Origin of the sequence: Nocardioides sp. P86 (assembly GCF_023712465.1) — a bacterium.
In the GTDB taxonomy this organism is placed as follows: Bacteria; Actinomycetota; Actinomycetes; order Propionibacteriales; family Nocardioidaceae; genus Nocardioides; species Nocardioides kribbensis.
The window spans coordinates 233,138-253,756 of the sequence record NZ_JAMAYE010000002.1 but is presented as its reverse complement, the minus strand read 5'-3'; the positions used below and the strand labels follow the sequence as shown (position 1 = coordinate 253,756).

The window sequence follows — 20,619 nt, the reverse complement described above, 5'->3', positions numbered from 1 at the left end:
GGGTGGGCCGCGGCGCCGGCCGGGCACCCAGACTCGACCCATGCCCGAGCTGCCCGAGGTCGAGTCCGCCCGCGCCGTGATCGAGCGCTCGGCGCTGGAGCGGCGCATCGTGTCCGTCGACGACACCGACTCCTACGAGTGCCGCCCGCACGCCCCGGGCGAGATCGCCTCGGCCCTGGTCGGTCGCCGGCTGACCGCGGCCCGTCGCCGGGGCAAGGCGATGTGGTGCGAGACCTCCGGGGCGGGCCGCTCACGCACCCCCGGTCCGCTCCTGGGCATCCACTTGGGCATGGCCGGACGCATCCTCGTCTCGCCCGCCCGCGGCGACGAGGCCGGCCAGCGTGAGGCCGACACCGGTGGTGACTACGTCGGCTCCGGCCCCGAGCGTCCGGGCGACCGGGGGCCGCAGAAGCCCGAGTGGTACCGCTTCACCCTGGAGTTCGACGACGGCGGCTCGCTGCGCCTCTTCGACAAGCGCCGCCTCGGTCGCGTGCGCCTCGACCCCGACCTCGACGCGCTGGGCCCCGACGCCGGTGAGGTCGGCGTCGCCGACTTCCGCCGTCTCGTGGGCCGCGGCACGGCCCCGCTGAAGGCACGGCTGCTCGACCAGGGGACGCTCGCGGGCATCGGCAACCTGCTCGCCGACGAGGTGCTGTGGCAGGCCCGCCTCGACCCCCGCCGCCCGGCCGGCGAGCTCGACCACGACGAGCTCACCGAGCTGCACGCGGCGCTGCGCTCCGGCGTACGACGAGCGCTGCGGCTCGGCGGGGTCCACACCGGGGAGGTCGTCGCGCACCGCCACGCCGGCGGCCACTGCCCGCGGTGCGGTGCGGAGATGCAGCGCGCCACCGTGGGTGGTCGCACCACCTGGTGGTGCCCGCAGGAGCAGGACTAGCCGGTCACCATCCCTGGCTCCGGGCGCGCCTGCGGGTGAGGGCCAGCGCCACACCCGCCGCGAGGGCGCCCAGCGTGCCGAGCACCTCGTCGCCGAGGGTGTCCTCGTAGGCCGTCTCCATCTCGGTGCCGTGGCGGATGAACGTGAGCCACTCCCCGGCCTCCCACGCGATCGCCAGCACCGCCCCGATCCCGGTGACCACGAGCACGACCTGCCAGCCCTGCGGCAGCGTGGGTGCGACCAGGAGGCCCAGGCCGCCGCACAGCAGGGCCCAGTTGACGAGGTGGTTGGCGTCGTCCCACCACACGACGGCGTCGTAGAGGTCGAGGCTGTTGCCGGTGACGTCGACCAGGAAGGGCAGCATCACCAGCGTCGTCGCGGCGTACGGCGCAGGCGCCCGGTCTGCGGCGGGGCGGCGGCGGGAGGCGAGCCACCAGACGGCCGGCACCACCAGCATCAGCACGGGGTAGGCCAGCAGCCGTGCACCGAAGGCCTTGCCCTCGAAGCGCTCGATCCCGGGCACCCACTGGGCCACGGCCAGCTGCCCCACCGTGAGCAGCAGCACGAGCGCCGGCAGCAGACGGTGGAGGCGATGGCCGGGGCCGGGGACCGGTGTCGTGGTGGGCGTCGGGGCGTCGGGGCGGCTGGCATGACGGCATCCTGGCCGGAATAGCGCGCCGGGCGCATGGGTTGAGATACTCAGTACGCATTTCAACTATCTCGCGGCACCAGCAGGTCAGGAGTCCCCGTCATGCAGTCCCAGGTCCAGCCCCAGGTCCAGATCGGCCTCTTCAGCGTCGGCGACGTCACCACCGACCCCACCACGGGCCGGACCCCCACCGAGCACGAGCGGATCAAGGCCCAGGTGCGGATCGCGCGCAAGGCCGAGGAGGTCGGGCTCGACGTCGTGGCCGTGGGCCAGCACCACAACCCGCCCTTCGTGGCCTCCTCGCCGACGACCACCATGGCCTACATCGCCGCCCAGACCGAGCGGATCCTGCTGTCGACGTCGACGACGCTGATCACGACGACCGACCCGGTGCGCATCGCCGAGGACTACGCCACGCTGCAGCACCTCACCGACGGACGCATGGACCTCATGCTCGGGCGCGGCAACACCGGCCCGGTCTACCCGTGGTTCGGCAAGGACGTGCGCGACGGCATCGAGCTCGCGGTGGAGAACTACGCGCTCCTGCACCGTCTGTGGCGCGAGGACGTCGTCGACTGGCAGGGCCGCCACCGCACCCCGCTGCAGGGCTTCACCGCCACGCCCCGTCCGCTCGACGGCGTGGCGCCCTTCGTGTGGCACGGCTCGATCCGCAGCCCCGAGATCGCCGAGCAGGCGGCCTACTACGGCGACGGGTTCTTCTCCAACCACATCTTCTGGCCCGCCTCCCACACCCGCCAGATGGTCTCGCTCTACCGTCGACGCTTCGAGCACTACGGCCACGGCCGCGCCGACCAGGCGATCGTGGGCCTCGGCGGCCAGGCCTTCATGGCCCGACGCAGCCAGGACGCGGTGCGACAGTTCCGGCCGTACTTCGACAACGCCCCGGTCTACGGGCACGGCCCCTCGCTGGAGGACTTCACCGCGCAGACGCCCCTCACCGTGGGGTCGCCGCAGCAGGTGCTGGAGCGCACCCTGGGCTTCCGGGAGTACGTCGGCGACTACCAGCGCCAGCTCTTCCTGCTCGACCACGCCGGTCTGCCGCTCGACGTCGTGCTCGAGCAGCTCGACCTGCTCGGTGAGATCCTGCCCGACCTGCGGGCCGGCTACGCCGCGATGCGGGCCCCGGGCGTGCCCGACGCGCCCACCCACGCCGCGCGGGTGGCGGCCGCCTCGCCCGCGGGCGAGGCGGCCCGCGAGGAGGTGTCGGCGTGAGCCGAGCGACGCGCCTCGTGGTCGTCAGCGCCGGCCTGTCGGTGCCGTCGTCGACCCGGCTCCTGGCCGACCGGCTCGCAGGGGCCACCGTCGAGGCGCTAGGGCAGGGGGGCGAGGGGCCGGTGGAGGTGACGGTCGTCGAGCTGCGGCCGCTGGCCCACGCGCTGGCCGACCGCCTGCTCACCGGGTTCGCCGGCGACGAGCTCGGCGCGGCGATCGACGCCGTCGGCGGTGCCGACGCCCTGATCGTCGTCACGCCGGTCTTCGCGGCGTCGTACTCAGGGCTCTTCAAGACCTTCTTCGACGTGCTCGAGCCCGACCTGCTGGAGGGCACCCCGGTGCTCGTGGCGGCCACGGCCGGCACACCGCGTCACTCGCTGGTGCTCGACCACGCGCTGCGCCCGCTCTTCGGCTACCTGCGCGCCGTGGTCGTGCCGACGGGGGTCTTCGCCGCGAGCGAGGACTTCGGGTCGCCGGGCCTGCAGGAGCGCGTGGAGCGCGCGGCAGGGCAGCTCGCGGGCCTGGTCTCGCCCCGGCGCGGGCTCCGAGCCGTGCCCCAGCGCCGCGACGAGCTGGTCGACCCGTTGCCGTTCGCCGAGCGGCTGCGTGCCGCCGGCCAGCTGCCCGGCGGCTGACCTGCCGCCCGTGGGCGACCCGTCGGCCCTGGAGACGCAGCACGGCCCCGCGGCGAGGCCGCGGGGCCGTGCGGTGCGGACGCGGGGGCTCAGTGCTGGTAGGTGCCCTGCACGATGGCCCGCCCGGCGGTCTTGAACGCGAGGTTGAACGAGACCACGGTCGCGCTGGCGTCGGAGTCGACGCCGAGGCTGTCCTCGGTCACCGCGTGCACCACGAAGTAGTAGCGGTGCACCTGGTCGCCCTGCGGCGGGGCGGCGCCGGTGAACGCCTTGGTGCCGGCGTCGTTGCGGCACATGAAGGCCGAGCCGGGCAGCTCCGCGCCCTCGCGACCGATCCCGGCGGGCAGCTCGGTGCAGTCGGCGGGGAGGTCGACGAGCACCCAGTGCCAGAAGCCCGACGGGGTCGGGGCGTCGGGGTCGAAGCAGGTGACGGTGTAGCTCTTGGTGCCCTCGGGCCCCTGCTCCCACGACAGGTGCGGCGAGGAGTCCCCGGCGGAGGCCACTTGGTCGTCCTTCAGCGGGGCGCCCTGCGTCACGTCGTCGCTGGTCACCGTGAAGGACGGCACCTTCGGCAGCAGCTCGTAGGGGTCCGGGCTCACCGGTCGGTCCAGGGACATGCGTCGTCTCCCATCAGTAGGCGCACCTGCGGCTGTTCCACAGGAGTCGTTCGACGTTCAACCTAGTCCGGCCCCCGAACCCAGGTCACCAGCCCGGAGGGGGGAGCGGCGACAATGGGCGGGTGGACGACTTCCCGACCTACCTCTCCGGCCTGCGCCTGCACGATCGGCGCGTCGTCGTCGTGGGGGGCGGGCACGTCGCCCAGCGACGCATCCCGCTGCTCATCGCCGTCGGCGCCCGGGTCGTGGTCGTCTCGCCCGACGTCACCCCCGCGATCGAGGGGCTCGTCGGCGGAGGCGAGGTCACCTGGCACGCCCGGGGCTTCGACGACGCCGACCTCGACGACGCCTGGTACGCCGTGGCCGCCACCGACGACCAGGCCGTCAACGAGCGGGTCTCCGCCGCGGCGGAGGCGCGCCGGGTCTTCTGCGTGCGCGCCGACGACGCCATGCAGGCCACGGCCTGGACGCCGGCGGTCGGTCGCCACGACGGCGTGACCGTGGCGGTGCTGGGGCAGCGCCAGCCCCGGCGCTCGGCGCTGGTGCGCGACGAGATCGTCGAGGCGCTCCAGGCCGGCACCCTCGGCGCGGTGCACGAGCGCGGCGAGCGCACCCCGGGCGTCGTCCTGGTGGGCGGTGGGCCGGGGGACCCCGACCTGGTCTCGGTGGCCGGGCGCAAGGCGCTGATGGAGGCCGACGTGGTCGTGGCCGACCGGCTCGCCCCCCGCGAGCTGCTCGGTGACCTGCCGCCCGACGTGGAGCTCATCGACGTCACCAAGCTGCCCCGCGGCCGCGCGGCGGCGCAGGAGGAGATCAACCGGGTCATCGTCGAGCGGGCCCTCGCCGGGCAGCGGGTCGCCCGCTTCAAGGGCGGTGACAACTTCGTCTTCGGCCGCGGCTACGAGGAGGTCATCGCCTGCCGCGAGGCCGGCGTGCCCGTGCGGGTCATCCCGGGTCTCAGCAGCTCCATCGCGGTGCCGGCCGTCGCGGGCATCCCGGTGACCCACCGCGGGGTCGCCCACGAGTTCACCGTGGTCTCCGGCCACCTGCCGCCCGGCCACCCCGAGTCGCTCACCGACTGGAAGGCCCTGGCCCGCCTGCACGGCACGGTCGTCGCGCTCATGGCCGTGCAGAACGCCGGCGCGATCGCCGCCGCCATGGTCGACGGCGGCCGCGATCCCCGCACGCCGGTCGCCGTCGTGTGCGACGGCACGATGCCGGGGGAGCGCACCGTGCTGAGCCGCCTGGGGACCCTGGCCGCCGACCTGGCCGCGCAGGAGGTCAAGCCGCCCGCGATCATCGTCATCGGCCCGGTCGTGGCCGTGGCGCACCCCGAGGCCTACCCCGACGTGCCCCTCGTGCTCGACCGGCCCGACGCCCACACGGTGCCGCCGCGCGGCGACGGCCTGGTCTGATGGCCACGCTGGTCGAGATCGAGGACCCGGCCGACCCGCGGCTGGCCGACTACCGCGACCTGCGCGACGTCGAGCTGCGCAAGGCGCTCGAGGCCGAGCACGGCCTCTTCCTCGCCGAGGGCGAGAAGGTGGTGCGGCGCTCGGTGGAGGCCGGCTTCGAGCCGCGCTCCTTCCTCATGGCGCCGCGGTGGCTCGAGGGTCTCGGCGACGTCCTCGCGACGACCGACGCGCCCTGCTACGTGCTGTCGGAGGCCCTCGCCGAGCAGGTCACGGGATTCCACGTGCACCGTGGCGCTCTGGCGTCCCTCGAGCGGCGTCCGCTGCCCAGCGTCGAGTCGGTGGTGGCCGGCGCGCGCTCGGTCCTGGTGCTGGAGGACCTCGTCGACCACACCAACGTCGGCGCGATCTTCCGCTGCGGCGCCGCGCTCGGCTTCGACGCGGTGCTGCTGGCCCCGCGCTGCGCCGACCCGCTCTACCGCCGGTCGATCAAGGTCGGCATGGGTGCGGTCTTCACCCTGCCCTGGACGCGGGTCGACGACTGGGCCACGGCGCTGCCGCGCCTCTCCGAGCTCGGCTTCACCACCGTGGCCCTCACGCTCGCCGACGACGCCACGGAGGTGGAGCAGGCGGTCGCCGGGCTCGACAAGGTGGCGCTGGTGCTCGGCTCCGAGGGCCACGGGCTCTCGCCGCGGTGGGAGCGCGCGGCCGACCGTCGCGCGGTCATCCCCATGGCCGCCGGGATCGACTCCCTGAACGTCGCCGCGGCCACGGCCGTGGCCTGCTACGTCACGGCGCGCCGCTCGTGACCCGGCCCGTGCGGCCGGACCCGACAGCCTGGGTGGGAGAGGGCCGTCAGGGCCCGGCGGGCCAGTCGAGGGGGTAGTCCTCGACCGCCCGGTCGTGCTCCTTCTGGAGCCGCTTGCGCACCTTGGTGGGCAGCCGGTCGCCGAAGACGGTGCCCCGGGTGTGGTCGGTCTCGTGCTGCAGGCAGCGCGCGAGCAGGCCGTCGCCGGTGAAGGTCACGGGCTGGCCGTCGAGGCCCTGGCCGGTGACGGTGGCGAGGTCGGGGCGGGCGCACTCGACGAAGGCGCCGGGGAAGGAGAGGCAGCCCTCGTCGGAGTCGTCGAGCTGGCGCTCGCGCCCCTCGGGCAGCGTCACCTCGGGGTTGCACACCACGCCGACGGTGCGCTCGCCCCGGGCGTCGGGGCAGTCGAAGACGAAGACCGCCACGTCCTCGCCGATCTGGCAGGCGGCCAGGCCCACGCCGTCCGCGGCGTACATCGTGGCGACCATGTCGGCCACGAGCGCGCGCAGGTCCTCGTCGAAGGACGTGACGGCCTGCTGGGGGCGGTGCATGACCGGTGTGCCCCAGCGCGTGACGGGCCGGACGGTGCCTCCGGCGGGCAGGGGGCCGAAGGGTGCGTGCTCGGGCGGGGCGGTCTGCTCGGACATGGCCTCGATCCTAGGAGCGAGGGCCCGGGGGAGCGGAAACCGCGTTGTGACCGGTCGCATGGGACGAGGTGTAGCGCTGGGTGTAACTGGCAGTTACATTTGGTCCATGGACCTGACCAAGAGCTTGCGACCCGGGGGGAAGCACGGCGTCTCCTCCCAGGAGTCGCGCGACCCCATCGGCCTCGCCGTGGCCGCCCTCAACAAGCTGGCGCAGAGCGACCTGATCGACCGCATCGGTCTGCGCCGGCCCGCCGAGCAGGCGGTCTTCACCGCCACCCGCAACGGCTTCAAGACCGCCACCGCGGCCAGTCGCACCTTCGCCCGGGCCGGCTCCCGTGCGACGCCGGGCGTGCGCGTGCCGGCGGCCGCGCCGAAGGGCGTCTTCGACCTCACCCCGACCGAGGACGAGCAGATGCTCGTCGACGTCGTCTCGGAGTACGCCGCGGAGGTGCTGCGCCCGGCCGCCACGGAGGCCGACGACGCCTGCGCGGCCCCCGAGCCGGTGCTGAAGGCCAGCCTGGAGATCGGCCTGCCGATCCTCGGCGTGCCCGAGTCGCTGGGCGGCATCTCCGAGGAGCGCTCGGCCATGGCCGGCACCCTCGTGGCCGAGGCGCTCGCGAAGGGCGACATGGGCCTGGCCGTGGCCGCGCTCGCCCCTGGAGCGGTCGCGACGGCGCTCGGTCTGTGGGGCAGCGAGGAGCAGCAGCAGACCTACCTGCCCGCCTTCGCCGGCGACGAGGTGCCGGCCGCCGCCCTGGCCCTGACCGAGCCCGCCGTGCTCTTCGACGTGCTCTCGCCGAGCACGACGGCGCGCCGCAGCGGCGAGGGCTTCGTGCTCGACGGCGTCAAGAGCGCCGTGGTGCGTGGCGCCGAGGCCGAGCTCTTCGTGGTGGGCGCGTCGCTGGAGGGCAAGCCGGCCCTCTTCCTCGTGGAGTCCTCGGCCGACGGCCTCGCCGTCGAGGCCGACCCCTCCATGGGCGTGCGCGCCGCCTCCCTCACCCGGCTGAGCCTGTCCGGGGTCTCCGTGCCGGCCGGCGCCCTGCTGGGCTCCGCCGACGGCACCACCTACACCGAGTGCGTGCGTCTGTCCCGCCTCGCCTGGTGCGCCCTCGCCGTGGGCACCGGCCAGGCCGTGCTCGACTACGTCACGCCCTACGTCAAGGAGCGCGAGGCCTTCGGCGAGCCGATCGCCCACCGCCAGTCGGTGGCCTTCATGGTCGCCAACATCGCCATCGAGCTCCAGGCCATGCGCCTGCTCACCTACAAGGCCGCCGCCCGCGCCGCCGCGGGCAAGGACTTCACCCGCGAGGTCGCGCTGGCCCGCCGCTCGTGCAGCGACCGGGGCATGCAGATCGGCCTCGACGGCGTGCAGCTGCTCGGTGGTCACGGCTTCGTCAAGGAACACCCCGTCGAGCGCTGGTACCGCGACCTCCGCGCGGTCGGCGTCATGGAAGGAAGCGTGCTGGTCTGATGATCAACCTCGACGACCCCAAGAAGCTGCGCCCGCTGGCCAGCCAGGCCCACCAGGTCGCCATGAACATGCTGCGACCCATCTCGCGCAAGTACGACCGCGCCGAGCACGAGTACCCCCAGGAGCTCGACATGCTCGCGGCGATGATCGACGGCCTCTCGGAGTCGGGCGCGAGCTCCGGCGCCGGGGCCTCGGGCGTGCGCCGCGACGAGAAGGAGGAGAAGGCCGGCGTCAAGAACGGCACCAACCTGGCCTCGGTCATGTCGATCCAGGAGATGTGCTGGGGCGACGTGGGACTGCTGCTGTCGATGCCCCGCCAGGGTCTCGGCAACTCCGCCATCGCCAGCGTCGCCGACGACGAGCAGCTCGAGCGTTTCGACGGCGTCTGGGCCGGCATGGCCATCACCGAGCCCGGCACCGGCTCCGACTCGGCCAACATCAAGACGACCGCCGTCCTCGACGGCGACGAGTACGTCCTGAACGGCGAGAAGATCTACGTCACCGCCGGTGGCCGCGCCGACCACATCGTGGTCTGGGCGACCCTCGACCGCGACCTGGGCCGGGCCGCGATCAAGTCCTTCGTGGTGCCCAAGGGCACCCCGGGCATGCGCGTCGACCGGCTCGAGCACAAGCTCGGGATCCGCGCCTCCGACACCGCGACGATCATCTTCGAGAACTGCCGGGTCCCGAAGGAGAACCTCCTGGGCTCTCCGGAGGTCGACGTCAAGCAGGGCTTCGCGGGCGCCATGGCGACCTTCGACAACACCCGCCCGCTCGTCGCGGCGATGGCGATCGGCTGCGCCAAGGCGTCCCTCGACCTGACGCGCGACCTGCTCGAGGAGGCCGGCGTCGTCATCGACTACGACCGCCCCGCCGTCACCCAGTCGGCCGCCGCGGCGAAGTTCCTCCAGATGGAGGCCGACTGGGAGGGCGCGCGCCTGCTCACCCTCCAGGCGGCCTGGATGGCCGACAACCGCGAGCCCAACAGCCTGGAGGCGTCGATGGCCAAGGCCAAGGCGGGCCGGGTGGGCTCCGACATCACGCTGAGCTGTGTCGAGCTGGCCGGGTCCATCGGCTACAGCGAGGCCGAGCTGCTCGAGAAGTGGTCGCGCGACTCCAAGATCCTCGACATCTTCGAGGGCACGCAGCAGATCCAGCAGCTCATCGTGGCCCGCCGGGTCCTGGGGCTGAGCAGCGCCGAGCTGAAGTGAGCCCGTCCCCGCGCCGCCACGGCGGCGCGGGGACACGGCGGAGGCCGCGCACCGGTCGAGGGGGGACCGACGGTGCGCGGCCTCCGTGCGTCACGGGCCGTGCTGGCTCAGGAGTCGGACGACCCGGACGAGCCCTCGTCGGTGACCGGCGCGTCGGCGGTCTTCGGCGGCGCGTGGTCGATGGCCTCCGCGACCACCGCAGGGCTCGGCACCGCGCCGGCGGCGGCGTCGGCGGAGGCCGGCGTGGCCGCCGACTTCGTGGCGGTCGACGGCGACTTCGCCGTCGCCGTCTTCTTCGCCGTCTTCTTCGCCGTCGGCGCCTTCGTGGCGGCGGCCTTGGTCGCCGCAGACTTCGTGCCCGCGGTCTTCGTGCCCGTGGTCTTGGTGGCAGAGGTCTTCTTCGTTGCCGGGGTCTTCTTCGCCGGGGCCTTCGTCGCGGCAGTCGTGGTCGCGGGGGAGTCCTCCGACGCGGCCGCGCGTGCCGGCAGCTTGTCGCCCGGGCCGTCGCTCGACGAACCGGCCGTGGCGTCGGCGGCTCCCATGGAGGCGGTCCTGGCGACGTCGGCCGGGGTCGCGTCGACGTGCTCCGGGTCGGCTGCGGCATCGATGGACGTCTCGGGAGCCGACGAGGCGGCAGTCTTCGTGGCCTTCGTGGCCGGGGACTTCTTCGCCGGGGCCTTCTTCGCCGGGGCGGCCGGATCGGGCACGGCGGTCTTCGTCGAGGCTGTCGGCTTCGCGGGGGCCTTCTTCGCGGGGGCCTTCTTCGCCGGGGCGGCCGGGTCGGGCACGGCGGCCTTCGTCGACGCTGTCGGCCCCGCGGGGGCCTTCGTGGCGGCGGTATCCCTCGCCGCGGACTTCTTCGTGGAGGTCGTCGCCGCCGGCGTCCTCGCGGCGGGGGACTTCGCGGCCGGCGCGACCGGGTCGCCGGCGACCTTGCCCGAGGACGCGGGGGTCGGGGCGGGCCCGGTGGGCGCCGAGGTCGACGCGGGGACCGCCGCCTCGGTGGGGGCCGGCGCAGTGCCGGCCGCGCCCTTGCGTCCGGGCACCAATGACGTGACGGTCCCGGCAGCCTTGCCGGCCACGTCGAGCGGCAGCTTGGCCACTCCCTTCACGGCATCCTTCACGCCGCCGGCGGCGCCGGCCGCCGCACCCGCGGCCGCGCTCGTCACCTCGCCGGTGAGGTCCTTGATCTTGCCGAGCTTCTTGCGGGCCACGTGAGCCTCCTGTGGTGTCGGTCGTGCGGTTACCGTCCGGTATACCGCGATCCGACCACCCTCGCCTCACCCCGGGGGCGACCGCCCGACGGGCAGACTGCACCCATGGCTCCGACCGACGCCGGCGCAGAGCGCCGTACCGACCTGATCGTCTCGACCCTGGGCGACGCCTTCGCGCCGCTCATGAAGGCCGACCCGGCCGCGTTCCGCGGGAAGTACCGCAAGATGGCCTCCGACCCGCACGCCTTCTACCGCGGCACGGCGTGCCTGTTCTACGCCGACGTGACCGGCGACGGCGAGCACGGGGGCGACCCCTTCAGCGACGAGCGCAGCGGCCGGATCTGGGTCCACGGCGACCTGCACGTGGAAAACTTCGGCACCTACCTCAACTCCGACGGTCGCCTGGTCTTCGACGTCAACGACTTCGACGAGGCCTACCTCGGGCGCTTCGTGTGGGACCTGCAGCGCTTCGCGGCGTCCCTGGCTCTGGTCGGCTGGCAGAAGGCGCTGCCCGAGGACGACGTGCGGCGCCTGATCGGTCGCTACCTGCGGGCCTACCTCGCCCAGGTCGACGAGTACCGCCGCAGCGACGAGGACGACTTCGCCCTGCACCTCGACAACACCGAGGGCCCGATCCACGCCGCGCTGGTCGACGCGCGCCAGCAGCGTCGCGCCGAGCTCCTCGACGCCAACACCCACCGCTCCGAGGGCAGCAGGGTCTTCCTCGACGACCGCTCCGTGCGCCGCCTCGGGCAGGCCGAGCGCCGCACGGTGGAGCGGGCCTACGCGCTCTACCTCGAGTCGATCCCCGAGGACCGCCGCTCCGACCGGGCGCTCTTCTACGACCTGCGCGACGTCGTCGGCAAGTCGGGCTTCGGCATCGGCAGCGCCGGTCTGCCCGCCTACAACCTGCTCATCGAGGGCGCCAGCCAGGCCCTCGACAACGACGTGATCCTGTCGATGAAGCAGGCCAACGTGCCCGCGATCAGCCGCTTCGTCGACACCAGCGCGGTCGAGTCCTACTTCCAGCACGAGGGCCACCGCACCGTGGTCAGCCAGCGCGCGCTGCAGGTGCACACCGACCCGCTGCTGGGGTTCACCGAGGTCGACGGCACCGGCTACGTCGTCGCCGAGGTCTCGCCCTACGAGGTCGACCTCGACTGGCGCGACCTCACCGAGCCCGACGACATCGCGCACGTCGTCGACCTGCTCGGGCGCGCGACGGCCAAGATCCACTGCGCCTCCGACGAGGACAGTGACCAGGACCTCGTGGACTTCCAGGTCGAGGAGGCGATCGCGGCCAGCCTCGAGGGCCGCCGCCGCGAGTTCACCTCCTGGGTCACCGACTTCGGGCTGTCCTACGCCGACCAGGTGCGCGACGACCACGAGCTCTTCGTGCGGGCCTTCCGCGAGGGCCGGATCGGCGTCTCCTCGACCTGATCCGCCCCGAGGTCCGTCCCGACGCCGGGGTCGGGGGCGGGGTCGCTCAGCGCGCGACGATCCCGGCGCCGGCGGACGGCGTGGCCACCAGGTGGGCCGGCTCCCGGAAGCCGTCGGCCACGAAGCGGGCGTCGATCGCGCGGGCGACGGCCTCGACACGGTCGGCGGGCACCACGGCCACGCTCGAGCCTCCGAAGCCGCCGCCGGTCATGCGCGCGGCCAGTGCGCCGGCCTGCACAGCGGTCTCGACCGCGGCGTCGAGCTCGGGGCAGGAGATCTCGAAGTCGTCGCGCATCGAGACGTGGGAGGCCAGGAAGCAGCGGCCGACCTGACCCCAGTCGCCCGCGGCGAGGGCACCGACCACCTCGGTGACCCGCGCGATCTCGGTGACGACGTGGCGCGCGCGTCGGCGCAGCCGGTCGTCGTCGAGGCGCTCCACGGCCTGCGCGGTGGTCTCGCGCAGCGTGGGCACGCCGAGGCGGCGCGCGGCCTCCTCGCAGTCGGCGCGGCGCGAGGCGTAGCCGCCGTCGACGAGCGCGTGGCTGACCCGCGTGTCGGTGACCAGCAGCACGAGGTCGGCCGCGGCCAGGGGGAGGGCGACGTCGCGGGTCGAGCCGTCGGCGAAGTCGACGAGCAGCGCCGTGCCCGCGGCGGCGTGGACCGAGACGGTCTGGTCCATGCCCCCGGTCGGGGCGCCGACGACCTCGGTCTCGGCGCTGATGGCCGCGGCGACCAGACGGCGTCGGCCCTCGGGGTCGAGGTCCACCCCGAGCAGCGCCAGCGCCGCTGCCCCCACCGCGCACTCCAGGGCCGCCGAGCTCGACAGCCCGGCGCCGAGGGGCACGGTGGAGTCGACGAGGACGTCGAGGCCCGTGACGTCGAGGCCCTCGCGGCCCAGCGCCCAGACCACCCCCACGGCGTAGCCGGCCCAGCCGGCGTCGAGGTCGGGACCCAGGTCGGCCAGGCGGCCCTCCCACAGCCCCTCGGCCTGCAGGCTGCCCACCCGCAGCCGGCCGTCGTCGCGGGGCCGCACCGCGGCGTAGGTGGCGTGGGGCAGGGCCACCGGGAGCACGAGTCCGGCGTTGTAGTCGGTGTGCTCGCCGATGAGGTTGACCCGGCCGGGCGCGCGGGCGACCACCGTCGGCTCCGCGCCGAAGCGTGCGGCGAACGCGGCCGTGAGGGTCGTGGTGAGCGCCTCGGGGGCGCCGGGGTCCAGGAACGACATGAGCGTCAGCCTATGGGAGCGCAAACATGTCCGGTGACCCCTCGCCGGCCCGGTCCTCGGGGCCCCGCGACATACTGGCTCGATGGACGAGCAGCTGATCGACCTGGCCCACCAGATGTTCGACCTGGCCCGCGAGGGGCACACCGAGCGCCTGCTGGCCTACGTCGAGGCGGGTGTGCCGGTCGACCTCACCGACGCAGCGGGCAACACCCTGCTCATGCTCGCCGCCTACCACGGCCACGCGGCCACGACCTCGGCCCTGGCCGCTCGGGGCGCCGACGTGGACCGGCTCAACGACCGGGGCCAGTCCCCCCTCGCCGGGGCGGTGTTCAAGGGCGAGGACGACGTGGTCGCGGCCCTGCTCGCCCTCGGGGCCGACCTGGACGCGGGGAGCCCCACCGCCCGCGCCACGGCCGAGATGTTCGGCCGCGACCTCGGCTAGGGGCCCGCGACGCGCCCGGCCCCGGCCCGGCGTCGGCACCGGCGCGTAGCATCGCGCCCCGTGCGCTTCCTCTCCGACGCGGCTCCGCCGTACGACCTGACCTACGACGACGTCTTCATGGTGCCCCGCTCCTCGGCGGTGGCCAGCCGCTACGACGTCGACCTCGCCACCGATGACGGCACCGGCGCCACGCTGCCGCTGGTGGTCGCCAACATGACCGCCATCGCCGGCAAGCGGATGGCCGAGACCGTGGCACGTCGCGGCGGTCTCGTGGTCGTGCCCCAGGACATCCCGATCCCGGTGGTGGCCGACGTGGTGCGCTACGTCAAGGAGCGCCACCACGTGCTCGACACCCCCATCGTGCTGGGGCGCCACCAGACGGTGGCCGAGGCGCTGTCGCTGATCCCCAAGCGCGCACACCGCGCCGCCGTCGTGGTCGAGGACGGGCGTCCCGTGGGGGTCGTGTCGGAGGCCGACTGCACCGACGTCGACCGCTTCGCCCAGGTGGGCGACGTGATGAACACCGAGCCGGTGACCATCGCCGCGGGCAGTGACCCGCGTGCGGCCTTCGACGCCATCGACCGGGCCCGCGCGGCCGTGGCCGTCGCGGTGCACCCCGACGGCACCCTCGCCGGGGTGCTCACCCGCACCGGGGCCCTGCGCGCCACCGTCTACACCCCGGCCGTGGACGCGACCGGCGGTCTGCGGATCGCCGCGGCCGTCGGCGTCAACGGCGACGTGGCCGGCAAGGCCGCCGACCTGCTGGCCGCGGGCGTGGACTGCCTCGTCGTCGACACCGCCCACGGCCACCAGGACCGCATGGTCGACGCGCTGCGCGCCGTGCGGGCGCTCTCGCCGCAGGTGCCGGTGGTGGCCGGCAACGTGGTGTCGGCCGAGGGCACCCGGGCGCTGGTCGAGGCCGGCGCCGACGTCGTCAAGGTCGGTGTGGGTCCCGGCGCCATGTGCACCACCCGGATGATGACGGGGGTGGGGCGCCCGCAGCTGAGCGCCGTGCTCGACTGCTCGGCGGCCGCGCGCGACCTGGGGGCCCGGGTGTGGGCCGACGGCGGCGTGCGGCACCCGCGCGACGTGGCGCTGGCGCTGGCGGCCGGTGCCTCCAGCGTGATGATCGGCTCCTGGTTCGCCGGCACCCACGAGTCGCCGGGCGACCTGGTGACCGACTCCGACGGCCGGGCCTACAAGGTCTCCTTCGGCATGGCCTCGGCGCGCGCCGTGGCCCACCGCACCTCGACCGAGTCGGCCTTCGATCGCGCTCGCAAGGGGCTCTACGAGGAGGGCATCTCGTCCTCGCGGATGTACCTCGACCCGGCCCGTCCGGGGGTGGAGGACCTCATCGACCAGATCTGCTCGGGTGTGCGCTCGGCGTGCACCTACGCCGGGGCCGCGTCGCTGGCCGAGCTGCGCGAGCGCGCGGTCATCGGCGTGCAGTCGGCCTCGGGATACGCCGAGGGGCGCCCGCTGGCCACCAGCTGGTGACCTGCGGGCGCCCCTGACGCGCGCTCGTCGTGCTGCGGGTGCCGCTCGTCAGGCGCCCGGGGTGCGCGCCGGGTCGGCCACCGTCCCGGACGCCGTGCGGGGCGCCGGGTCGGGCGCCGCGTCGGGGTCCTTCTCGGTGGAGAGCACGAAGTCGTCGCCGTGCTCGGTCACGCCGGCGACCACGGCGCTCTCGACCGCCTCGACGGCGTACTGGCGGCGCACCACCAGCGGGTCGGTCGAGAGGTCCTTCACCAGCGAGACCGCCAGGCCGATCATGACGACGACGAAGGGCAGCGCCGCCACGATCGTGATGGTCTGCAGCCCGGTGAGGGCGTCGTCGCCGCCCACCAGCAGCATCACCGCGGCGACGGCACCGGTGGCCACGCCCCAGAACACCACCGTGGGGCGGCGCGGCTCGGTCGTGCCGCCCTCCGAGAGGGTGCCCATGACGATCGAGGCGGCGTCGGCGCCGGAGACGAAGAAGATCGCCACCAGCACCATCACGACGACGCTGGCCACCGTGGCCAGGGGGAACTGGTCGAGGGTGGAGAAGAGCTGCGACTCGGCCGCACCGTCGCCGAAGACGTCGATGCCGCTGTCCTGCAGGTCGATGGCCGTGCCGCCGAAGACGCAGAACCACAGCAGGCTGACCGCGCTCGGCACCAGCAGCACCCCGGTGACGAACTGGCGGATGGTGCGACCGCGCGAGATGCGGGCCAGGAACATGCCGACGAAGGGGGTCCAGGACACCCACCACGCCCAGTAGAAGACGGTCCAGGACTGCAGCCACTCCTGCGTCTCGGCCCCCTCGGCGCCGGTGCGGGCGGCCATCATCGGCAGGTCGCCGACGTAGCTGCCGATCGAGGTCGGCACCAGGTTGAGGATGAACACGGTCGGGCCGACGACGAAGACGAAGAGCGCCAGCGCCACGGCGAGCACCATGTTGATGTTGGAGAGCCACTGGATGCCCTTGGCCACGCCCGAGACGGCCGAGAGCACGAAGGCCACGGTGAGCACCGCGATGATGCCCACCAGCACGCCGTTGCCGACCGGACCGATGCCGGCGACGATCTCGAGCCCGCTGCGGATCTGGATCGCGCCCAGGCCGAGCGAGGCAGCGGAGCCGAAGAGCGTGGCGAAGATCGCCAGCATGTCGATGACCTTGCCGCCCTTGCCGCGGGCGTGACGGCCCAGCAGCGGCTCGAAGGCGGCGGAGACCAGCTGCACGCGGCCCTTGCGGTAGACGCCGTAGGCGATGGAGAGACCGACGACGGCGTAGATGGCCCACGGGTGCAGGGTCCAGTGGAACATCGTGGTGGCCAGCGCCGTCTGGGCGGCTTCGGGGTTGCCCGCCTCGCCGGTGCCCGGGGGAGGGGTGGTGAAGAAGGTGAGCGGCTCGCTGACGCCGTAGAACATCAGGCCGATGCCCATGCCGGCGCTGAACATCATCGCGATCCACGAGATGGTCCGGAACTCGGGCTCGTCGTCGTCACGGCCCAGGGGGATCCGGCCGTACTTGCCCAGGGCCAGCCACAGCACGAACACCACGAAGGAGCTCGTGGTCAGCACGAACAGCCAGCCGGTGTTGGTCATCACCCAGGTCAGCGCGTCGCTGGAGGCCGAGGCCAGGGAGTCGGTGCTGACGAAGCCCCAGACCAGGAACGCGACGGCCAGGGCGGCCGTGACGCCGAAGACGGCCTTGTCCAGGCCGGGGCGGGCCGGACGCCCCTCCTCGACCGGGCGGTCGAGGGCGGGGTGGGTCTCGATGTGCTGCGGGATCACGGCCCCCGTGGGGGACTCGAACGCGTCGCGGGCGCGCGGGGCGCGCTCGGTCTCCGCTGGTGTCGGCGTGGACTTCGGTCGCTCTTGCTGTGTCGTCACGGGTCTCGGCGCGGGGACGCCGCCTCCTCGGTCGATCGGGGCAGTGGGACGGGCCCGACCCGCGCGGTACGCGAGAATCGGACATTCGACCATGTCAGGCCGCGCGCTGCGAGCACAACCCGGCTCACCCCTGCGGGCGATGTCCGACCGGTGACGTCCGGTCAGCGGATGCCGGCCCGACCGACGGTGCGACCCGGGCCCGTGGTGCGACCGGGTCCGTCAGCCGCGCGAGCTGCGCTCCGTGCGGCCCCGCACGATGCCGATGAAGGTCTGGATCCGCTCGTCGTCGCGGTCGAGCCTCCAGGCCAGCCCGACACGGGTGGCCGGCAGGTCGACCACGGGCCGGTACGCCGTGTCCTTGCGGCGCAGCAGGCGGGCGACCGACATCGGCGCCAGCAGCACCCCGGTGCCGGCGGCGACGGTCTCCACCGCCTCGGGCAGGCTCATCGCCGGCCACGCCAGCTGCGGCGCCTCCGGCCGCCAGCCGCTCACGTGGGGCCGCACCAGCTGCTCCTCGGCCAGGTCGGCCAGCTCCACCTCGTCCACAGCCGTCACGACGTGCTCGTGGCCGACCACCACGACCGGCACCTCCTCGTAGAGCGGGATGCAGTGCAGGGCGTCGCGGTCGACGGGCAGTCGCACCAGCGCCATGTCGAGCGTGCCGTCGCGCAGACCCTGCTCCTGCTCCGGCTCCTCCACCGGCACCAGCTCGAGCGGCACGCGGGAGCGGCGGCGCCACGTCTCGGCCCACTTGTCGGGGGTGGCCCCGGTGACGAAGCCGACGCGGAAGGGGGTGGTCATGGGCCCGAGGGTACGGGTCAGCCGCTGGCCCCGAACTGCTCGACCCTGATCCCCGTCGCGCGCATCCCGGCCTCGCCGAGCAGCCGGGTGGCGAAGGAGGCGAAGCCGGCCGACCCGCACACGTAGGCCCGGTCGACACCCTCCACGAGGTCGCGCACCTCGTCGACGTACGGCGGCGCCGCCACCCGCACCGACCCGTCGGCGCCGGTGAGGTTCTCGCGCGTCAGCGCCACGAGCGCGCCGGCGGCGCCCAGCTCCTCGGCGTAGGGCAGGGCGGCGCGGGTGCGCCCGACCGCGACGACGCGGAGCCGGTCGGACGCCCCGAGCCGCCGGGCGTGGCGCAGCATCGCCACGGCCGGCACGACGCCGGTGCCGCCGACGACGCACACGGCCGGCACGAGGTCGCCGGCCCCGCCCCAGGTGAACCAGCCGCCGATCGGCCCGCGCAGCTCGAGCACGTCGCCGACCTCGAGCACCTCGTGGAGGAAGCCGGAGACCTCACCGCCGGGGAGGTGCTCGACGAGCAGCTCCAGGAGCGGGTCGCCCGGGTCGGAGGCCACGGAGTAGGACCGCTGGGCGGTGTAGCCGTCGTCGGCGCGCAGGCGGACCACGTAGTGCTGACCGGGGAGGTGGTCGACGCGGTCGGCGACCTCGAGGCGCACCCGCAGCAGCGCCGTGCCCTCGTGCACCACCTCGACCACGCGGCCGGTGGTCCAGCGACCGACCGGGGCGGCCGCGGTGGAGGCGGTGCTCACGGGTCGCCCTGGTAGCGCTGCTCCAGCCACGGGTCGCCGCGGTCGTGGTAGCCGTTGGCCTCTTAGAAGCCCGGGCGGTCACGGTCCATGAGCTCCAGGCGGGTGACCCACTTGGCCGACTTCCAGAAGTACAGGTGGGGCACCAGCAGGCGCACCGGACCACCGTGCTCGGCCGGCAGCGGACGGCCCTCGTGCTCCCAGACCACCCACGCCCTGCCGCCGCGCAGGTCCGCCAGCGGGAGGTTGGTGGTGTAGCCGGTCGTGGCGTGCGCCATCACGTGGGTGGCCGACGCCGTGGGTCCGGCGGCGTCGAGCAGCACGTCGACGGACACGCCGGTGAAGCTGGTCTCCAGCATCGACCAGGTCGTCACGCAGTGGATGTCCCCGTCGTACGTCGAGCCCGGCAGCGCGCGCAGCTCCTCCCAGCTCCACGTGGTCGACCGCTCGACCTCGCCGTCGACGGTCAGCGACCAGCGGGCGGGGTCGACGACGGGGGCGACCTCGGCGGTGAGCACCGGCCAGTCGCGGCCGGTGTCGTACTGCCCCGGGGGCAGGCGGTCGGGACGGCCCCGGCGCGGGCGGCCGCTGAAGCCTCGGGTGACGGGCACGGGTGCTCCTCGGACGGGTCGTGGGACGGCGAGCAGGCCCCATCCTGCCCCGCCGCCCCACGCCCGCGCCGGTGGGCTCAGCCGCCGGCGGGCACGACGTAGACCACGACCTCCTCCAGGACGTCGGTGCCGCGCACGAAGTCCAGCTCGGCGACCTCCGCCCCCACGACGAGGTCGGTGGTGCTCCCGGTGTCGTCGCCGCCACGGCGGCGGTCCACCACGCCGTCCTCCTCCTCACCGTCGTCGTCCCCGTCGTCGTCCCCGTCGTCGTCCCCGTCGTCGTCCCCGTCGTCGGAGTCGTCGTGGTCCTCGTCACGGGTCTCGAGCTCGATCTCGGTGTCGTCGGTGACCAGCCCGGTCAGCGTGTCGGTCCCCGATCCGACCACGAGCCTGCCCGTGACGGCGTCGAAGGAGACGATGGCCCCGACGAGGTCGTCCTCGTCCTCGTCGTGGTGGCCGTCGCCGTCCCGGTCGCCGTCGCAGGCGTCGTCGTCGTGGTCGTCGCCGTCCTCGTCGAGACGCCCGTCGTCGTCGGAGTCCTCCTCGCCGTCGGGCGTGCCGTCGTCGTCGGAGTCGGAGTCGTCGGAGCCGAGTCCGAGCTCGTTCTCGTCCTCGTCGGCGACGCCGTCGGAGTCGGAGTCGTCGTCGTCCTTCGCGCAGGGCTCGCGGGCGTCGTCCTCGTCCTCGTCGGCCACGTCGTCGCCGTCGGAGTCCTCGTCGCCGTCGAGCGTGCCGTCGTCGTCGCTGTCCTCGTCACGCGGGTCGGAGCCGCGCGCCTTGCCGCGCAGCTCGTCGGCGTCGTCCTGGCCGTCGCCGTCGGTGTCCTCAGCGCGCGGGTCGGTGCGCTCCTGCGACTCGCGGCGGTTGCTGAGGCCGTCCTTGTCGGCGTCTCCGCGGGCGTCGCCGGCCTCGGTCGGGTCGAAGCCGTGACGGCGCTCGTAGCGGTCGGACATGCCGTCGCCGTCACGGTCGCGCGGGGCGGCGTCGGCGGTGGTGGCGAGGCCGGAGACGGCGAGGACGGCGACCGCGGTCGCCGCCAGGGTGCGGGGGATCGGCATGGGGGAGCCTTCCGGGAGGTGTCGCTGGACAGGGGGTCCCCCTCCCGGTCGGCCCCGCCCGGCCCGGGGTGAGGACTTCGCCGGCAAAGCCTCACCCCGGTGCCGCCCGGGGTGGCGCGG

20 protein-coding genes are annotated in these 20,619 nt (G+C 74.2%); 11 read left to right on the top strand and 9 right to left on the bottom strand.

What is annotated here, in order from left to right; translation table 11 throughout:
• Positions 1-40 precede the first annotated feature (40 nt).
• On the top strand, positions 41-895 hold the full coding sequence (locus tag M3673_RS08760) for an Fpg/Nei family DNA glycosylase (RefSeq protein WP_251533059.1): 855 nt from the start codon (positions 41-43) through the stop codon (positions 893-895).
• Positions 896-899: 4 nt separating this feature from the next.
• Here the strand turns inward: M3673_RS08760 and M3673_RS08755 are convergent, their stop codons facing one another.
• The gene (locus tag M3673_RS08755; RefSeq protein ID WP_251533057.1) at positions 900-1,460 is read right to left on the bottom strand and encodes a hypothetical protein; all 561 of its coding nucleotides are present in this window, start codon (positions 1,458-1,460) and stop codon (positions 900-902) included.
• 186 nt (positions 1,461-1,646) lie between these two features.
• On the opposite strand from M3673_RS08755, the gene M3673_RS08750 reads away from it, so the two are divergent.
• On the top strand, positions 1,647-2,777 hold the full coding sequence (locus tag M3673_RS08750; RefSeq protein WP_251533055.1) for an LLM class flavin-dependent oxidoreductase: 1,131 nt from the start codon (positions 1,647-1,649) through the stop codon (positions 2,775-2,777).
• Complete coding sequence (locus M3673_RS08745) at positions 2,774-3,412, top strand: FMN reductase (protein WP_251533053.1); 639 nt, start codon at positions 2,774-2,776, stop codon at positions 3,410-3,412. The genes M3673_RS08750 and M3673_RS08745 overlap by 4 nt, the downstream gene beginning before the upstream one ends.
• A gap of 89 nt (positions 3,413-3,501) precedes the next feature.
• Here M3673_RS08745 and M3673_RS08740 read toward each other — a convergent pair whose 3' ends face one another.
• Positions 3,502-4,029 carry a YbhB/YbcL family Raf kinase inhibitor-like protein gene (locus tag M3673_RS08740; protein ID WP_251533051.1) on the bottom strand — a complete coding sequence of 176 codons (528 nt, stop codon included), beginning with the start codon at positions 4,027-4,029 and terminating at the stop codon, positions 3,502-3,504.
• Between the two features lie 122 nt (positions 4,030-4,151).
• Between M3673_RS08740 and cobA the strand changes: the two genes are divergently transcribed.
• Both cobA and M3673_RS08730 read left to right on the top strand, forming a co-directional pair.
• Positions 4,152-5,444, top strand: a complete 1,293-nt coding sequence (gene cobA / locus M3673_RS08735; protein ID WP_251533042.1) for a uroporphyrinogen-III C-methyltransferase — start codon at positions 4,152-4,154, stop codon at positions 5,442-5,444.
• The gene (locus M3673_RS08730) at positions 5,444-6,250 is read left to right on the top strand and encodes an RNA methyltransferase (RefSeq protein ID WP_251533040.1); all 807 of its coding nucleotides are present in this window, start codon (positions 5,444-5,446) and stop codon (positions 6,248-6,250) included. The genes cobA and M3673_RS08730 overlap by 1 nt, the downstream gene beginning before the upstream one ends.
• A gap of 46 nt (positions 6,251-6,296) precedes the next feature.
• Here the strand turns inward: M3673_RS08730 and def are convergent, their stop codons facing one another.
• Entirely contained in the window at positions 6,297-6,896 is a 600-nt protein-coding gene (gene def / locus M3673_RS08725) for a peptide deformylase (RefSeq protein WP_251533038.1), read from the bottom strand.
• Positions 6,897-7,002: 106 nt separating this feature from the next.
• Between def and M3673_RS08720 the strand changes: the two genes are divergently transcribed.
• The 4 genes from M3673_RS08720 (at position 7,003) to M3673_RS08705 (ending at position 12,232) form a co-directional block, all read left to right on the top strand.
• Complete coding sequence (locus M3673_RS08720; protein WP_082502891.1) at positions 7,003-8,367, top strand: acyl-CoA dehydrogenase family protein; 1,365 nt, start codon at positions 7,003-7,005, stop codon at positions 8,365-8,367.
• Complete coding sequence (locus M3673_RS08715) at positions 8,367-9,578, top strand: acyl-CoA dehydrogenase family protein (RefSeq protein WP_251533037.1); 1,212 nt, start codon at positions 8,367-8,369, stop codon at positions 9,576-9,578. The genes M3673_RS08720 and M3673_RS08715 overlap by 1 nt, the downstream gene beginning before the upstream one ends.
• 141 nt (positions 9,579-9,719) lie before the next feature.
• Positions 9,720-10,796: a hypothetical protein gene (locus M3673_RS19200; protein WP_285839308.1), complete on the top strand. Its 1,077-nt coding sequence runs from the start codon at positions 9,720-9,722 to the stop codon at positions 10,794-10,796.
• Positions 10,797-10,897: 101 nt separating this feature from the next.
• A complete protein-coding gene (locus tag M3673_RS08705; RefSeq protein WP_251533035.1) occupies positions 10,898-12,232 on the top strand; it encodes a DUF2252 domain-containing protein in 1,335 nt (444 codons plus the stop codon).
• 46 nt (positions 12,233-12,278) lie between these two features.
• Here the strand turns inward: M3673_RS08705 and galK are convergent, their stop codons facing one another.
• Positions 12,279-13,457: a galactokinase gene (galK, locus tag M3673_RS08700; protein WP_251533027.1), complete on the bottom strand. Its 1,179-nt coding sequence runs from the start codon at positions 13,455-13,457 to the stop codon at positions 12,279-12,281.
• 82 nt (positions 13,458-13,539) lie between these two features.
• On the opposite strand from galK, the gene M3673_RS08695 reads away from it, so the two are divergent.
• Together M3673_RS08695 and M3673_RS08690 are read left to right on the top strand one after the other, a co-directional pair.
• Entirely contained in the window at positions 13,540-13,899 is a 360-nt protein-coding gene (locus tag M3673_RS08695; protein ID WP_056864392.1) for an ankyrin repeat domain-containing protein, read from the top strand.
• A gap of 117 nt (positions 13,900-14,016) precedes the next feature.
• Positions 14,017-15,396, top strand: a complete 1,380-nt coding sequence (locus tag M3673_RS08690; protein WP_374108202.1) for a GuaB1 family IMP dehydrogenase-related protein — start codon at positions 14,017-14,019, stop codon at positions 15,394-15,396.
• A gap of 48 nt (positions 15,397-15,444) precedes the next feature.
• Here M3673_RS08690 and M3673_RS08685 read toward each other — a convergent pair whose 3' ends face one another.
• From M3673_RS08685 to M3673_RS08665, 5 genes are all read right to left on the bottom strand, one after another.
• Positions 15,445-17,178: a BCCT family transporter gene (locus M3673_RS08685; RefSeq protein WP_308196117.1), complete on the bottom strand. Its 1,734-nt coding sequence runs from the start codon at positions 17,176-17,178 to the stop codon at positions 15,445-15,447.
• 318 nt (positions 17,179-17,496) lie between these two features.
• Entirely contained in the window at positions 17,497-18,078 is a 582-nt protein-coding gene (locus M3673_RS08680; RefSeq protein WP_193660879.1) for a LysR substrate-binding domain-containing protein, read from the bottom strand.
• A 17-nt stretch (positions 18,079-18,095) separates the two neighbouring features.
• A complete protein-coding gene (locus M3673_RS08675; RefSeq protein ID WP_251533025.1) occupies positions 18,096-18,833 on the bottom strand; it encodes an FAD-binding oxidoreductase in 738 nt (245 codons plus the stop codon).
• Positions 18,834-18,895: 62 nt separating this feature from the next.
• Positions 18,896-19,441: a molybdopterin-dependent oxidoreductase gene (locus M3673_RS08670; RefSeq protein ID WP_251533023.1), complete on the bottom strand. Its 546-nt coding sequence runs from the start codon at positions 19,439-19,441 to the stop codon at positions 18,896-18,898.
• A 77-nt stretch (positions 19,442-19,518) separates the two neighbouring features.
• Positions 19,519-20,499 carry a hypothetical protein gene (locus tag M3673_RS08665; RefSeq protein WP_251533020.1) on the bottom strand — a complete coding sequence of 327 codons (981 nt, stop codon included), beginning with the start codon at positions 20,497-20,499 and terminating at the stop codon, positions 19,519-19,521.
• Between the last annotated feature and the right edge of the window lie 120 nt (positions 20,500-20,619).

What these genes read in the sequence shown, in the direction of transcription:
- M3673_RS08760 (WP_251533059.1), top strand. Translation starts at nt 41, where the DNA reads ATGCCCGAGCTGCCCGAGGTCGAGTCCGCCCGCGCCGTGATCGAGCGC.
- M3673_RS08750 (WP_251533055.1), top strand. Translation starts at nt 1,647, where the DNA reads ATGCAGTCCCAGGTCCAGCCCCAGGTCCAGATCGGCCTCTTCAGCGTC.
- M3673_RS08740 (WP_251533051.1), bottom strand. Translation starts at nt 4,029, where the DNA reads ATGTCCCTGGACCGACCGGTGAGCCCGGACCCCTACGAGCTGCTGCCG.
- M3673_RS08730 (WP_251533040.1), top strand. Translation starts at nt 5,444, where the DNA reads ATGGCCACGCTGGTCGAGATCGAGGACCCGGCCGACCCGCGGCTGGCC.
- def (WP_251533038.1), bottom strand. Translation starts at nt 6,896, where the DNA reads ATGTCCGAGCAGACCGCCCCGCCCGAGCACGCACCCTTCGGCCCCCTG.
- M3673_RS08720 (WP_082502891.1), top strand. Translation starts at nt 7,003, where the DNA reads ATGGACCTGACCAAGAGCTTGCGACCCGGGGGGAAGCACGGCGTCTCC.
- M3673_RS08715 (WP_251533037.1), top strand. Translation starts at nt 8,367, where the DNA reads ATGATCAACCTCGACGACCCCAAGAAGCTGCGCCCGCTGGCCAGCCAG.
- M3673_RS08705 (WP_251533035.1), top strand. Translation starts at nt 10,898, where the DNA reads ATGGCTCCGACCGACGCCGGCGCAGAGCGCCGTACCGACCTGATCGTC.
- galK (WP_251533027.1), bottom strand. Translation starts at nt 13,457, where the DNA reads ATGTCGTTCCTGGACCCCGGCGCCCCCGAGGCGCTCACCACGACCCTC.
- M3673_RS08695 (WP_056864392.1), top strand. Translation starts at nt 13,540, where the DNA reads ATGGACGAGCAGCTGATCGACCTGGCCCACCAGATGTTCGACCTGGCC.
- M3673_RS08690 (WP_374108202.1), top strand. Translation starts at nt 14,017, where the DNA reads ATGGTGCCCCGCTCCTCGGCGGTGGCCAGCCGCTACGACGTCGACCTC.
- M3673_RS08680 (WP_193660879.1), bottom strand. Translation starts at nt 18,078, where the DNA reads ATGACCACCCCCTTCCGCGTCGGCTTCGTCACCGGGGCCACCCCCGAC.
- M3673_RS08665 (WP_251533020.1), bottom strand. Translation starts at nt 20,499, where the DNA reads ATGCCGATCCCCCGCACCCTGGCGGCGACCGCGGTCGCCGTCCTCGCC.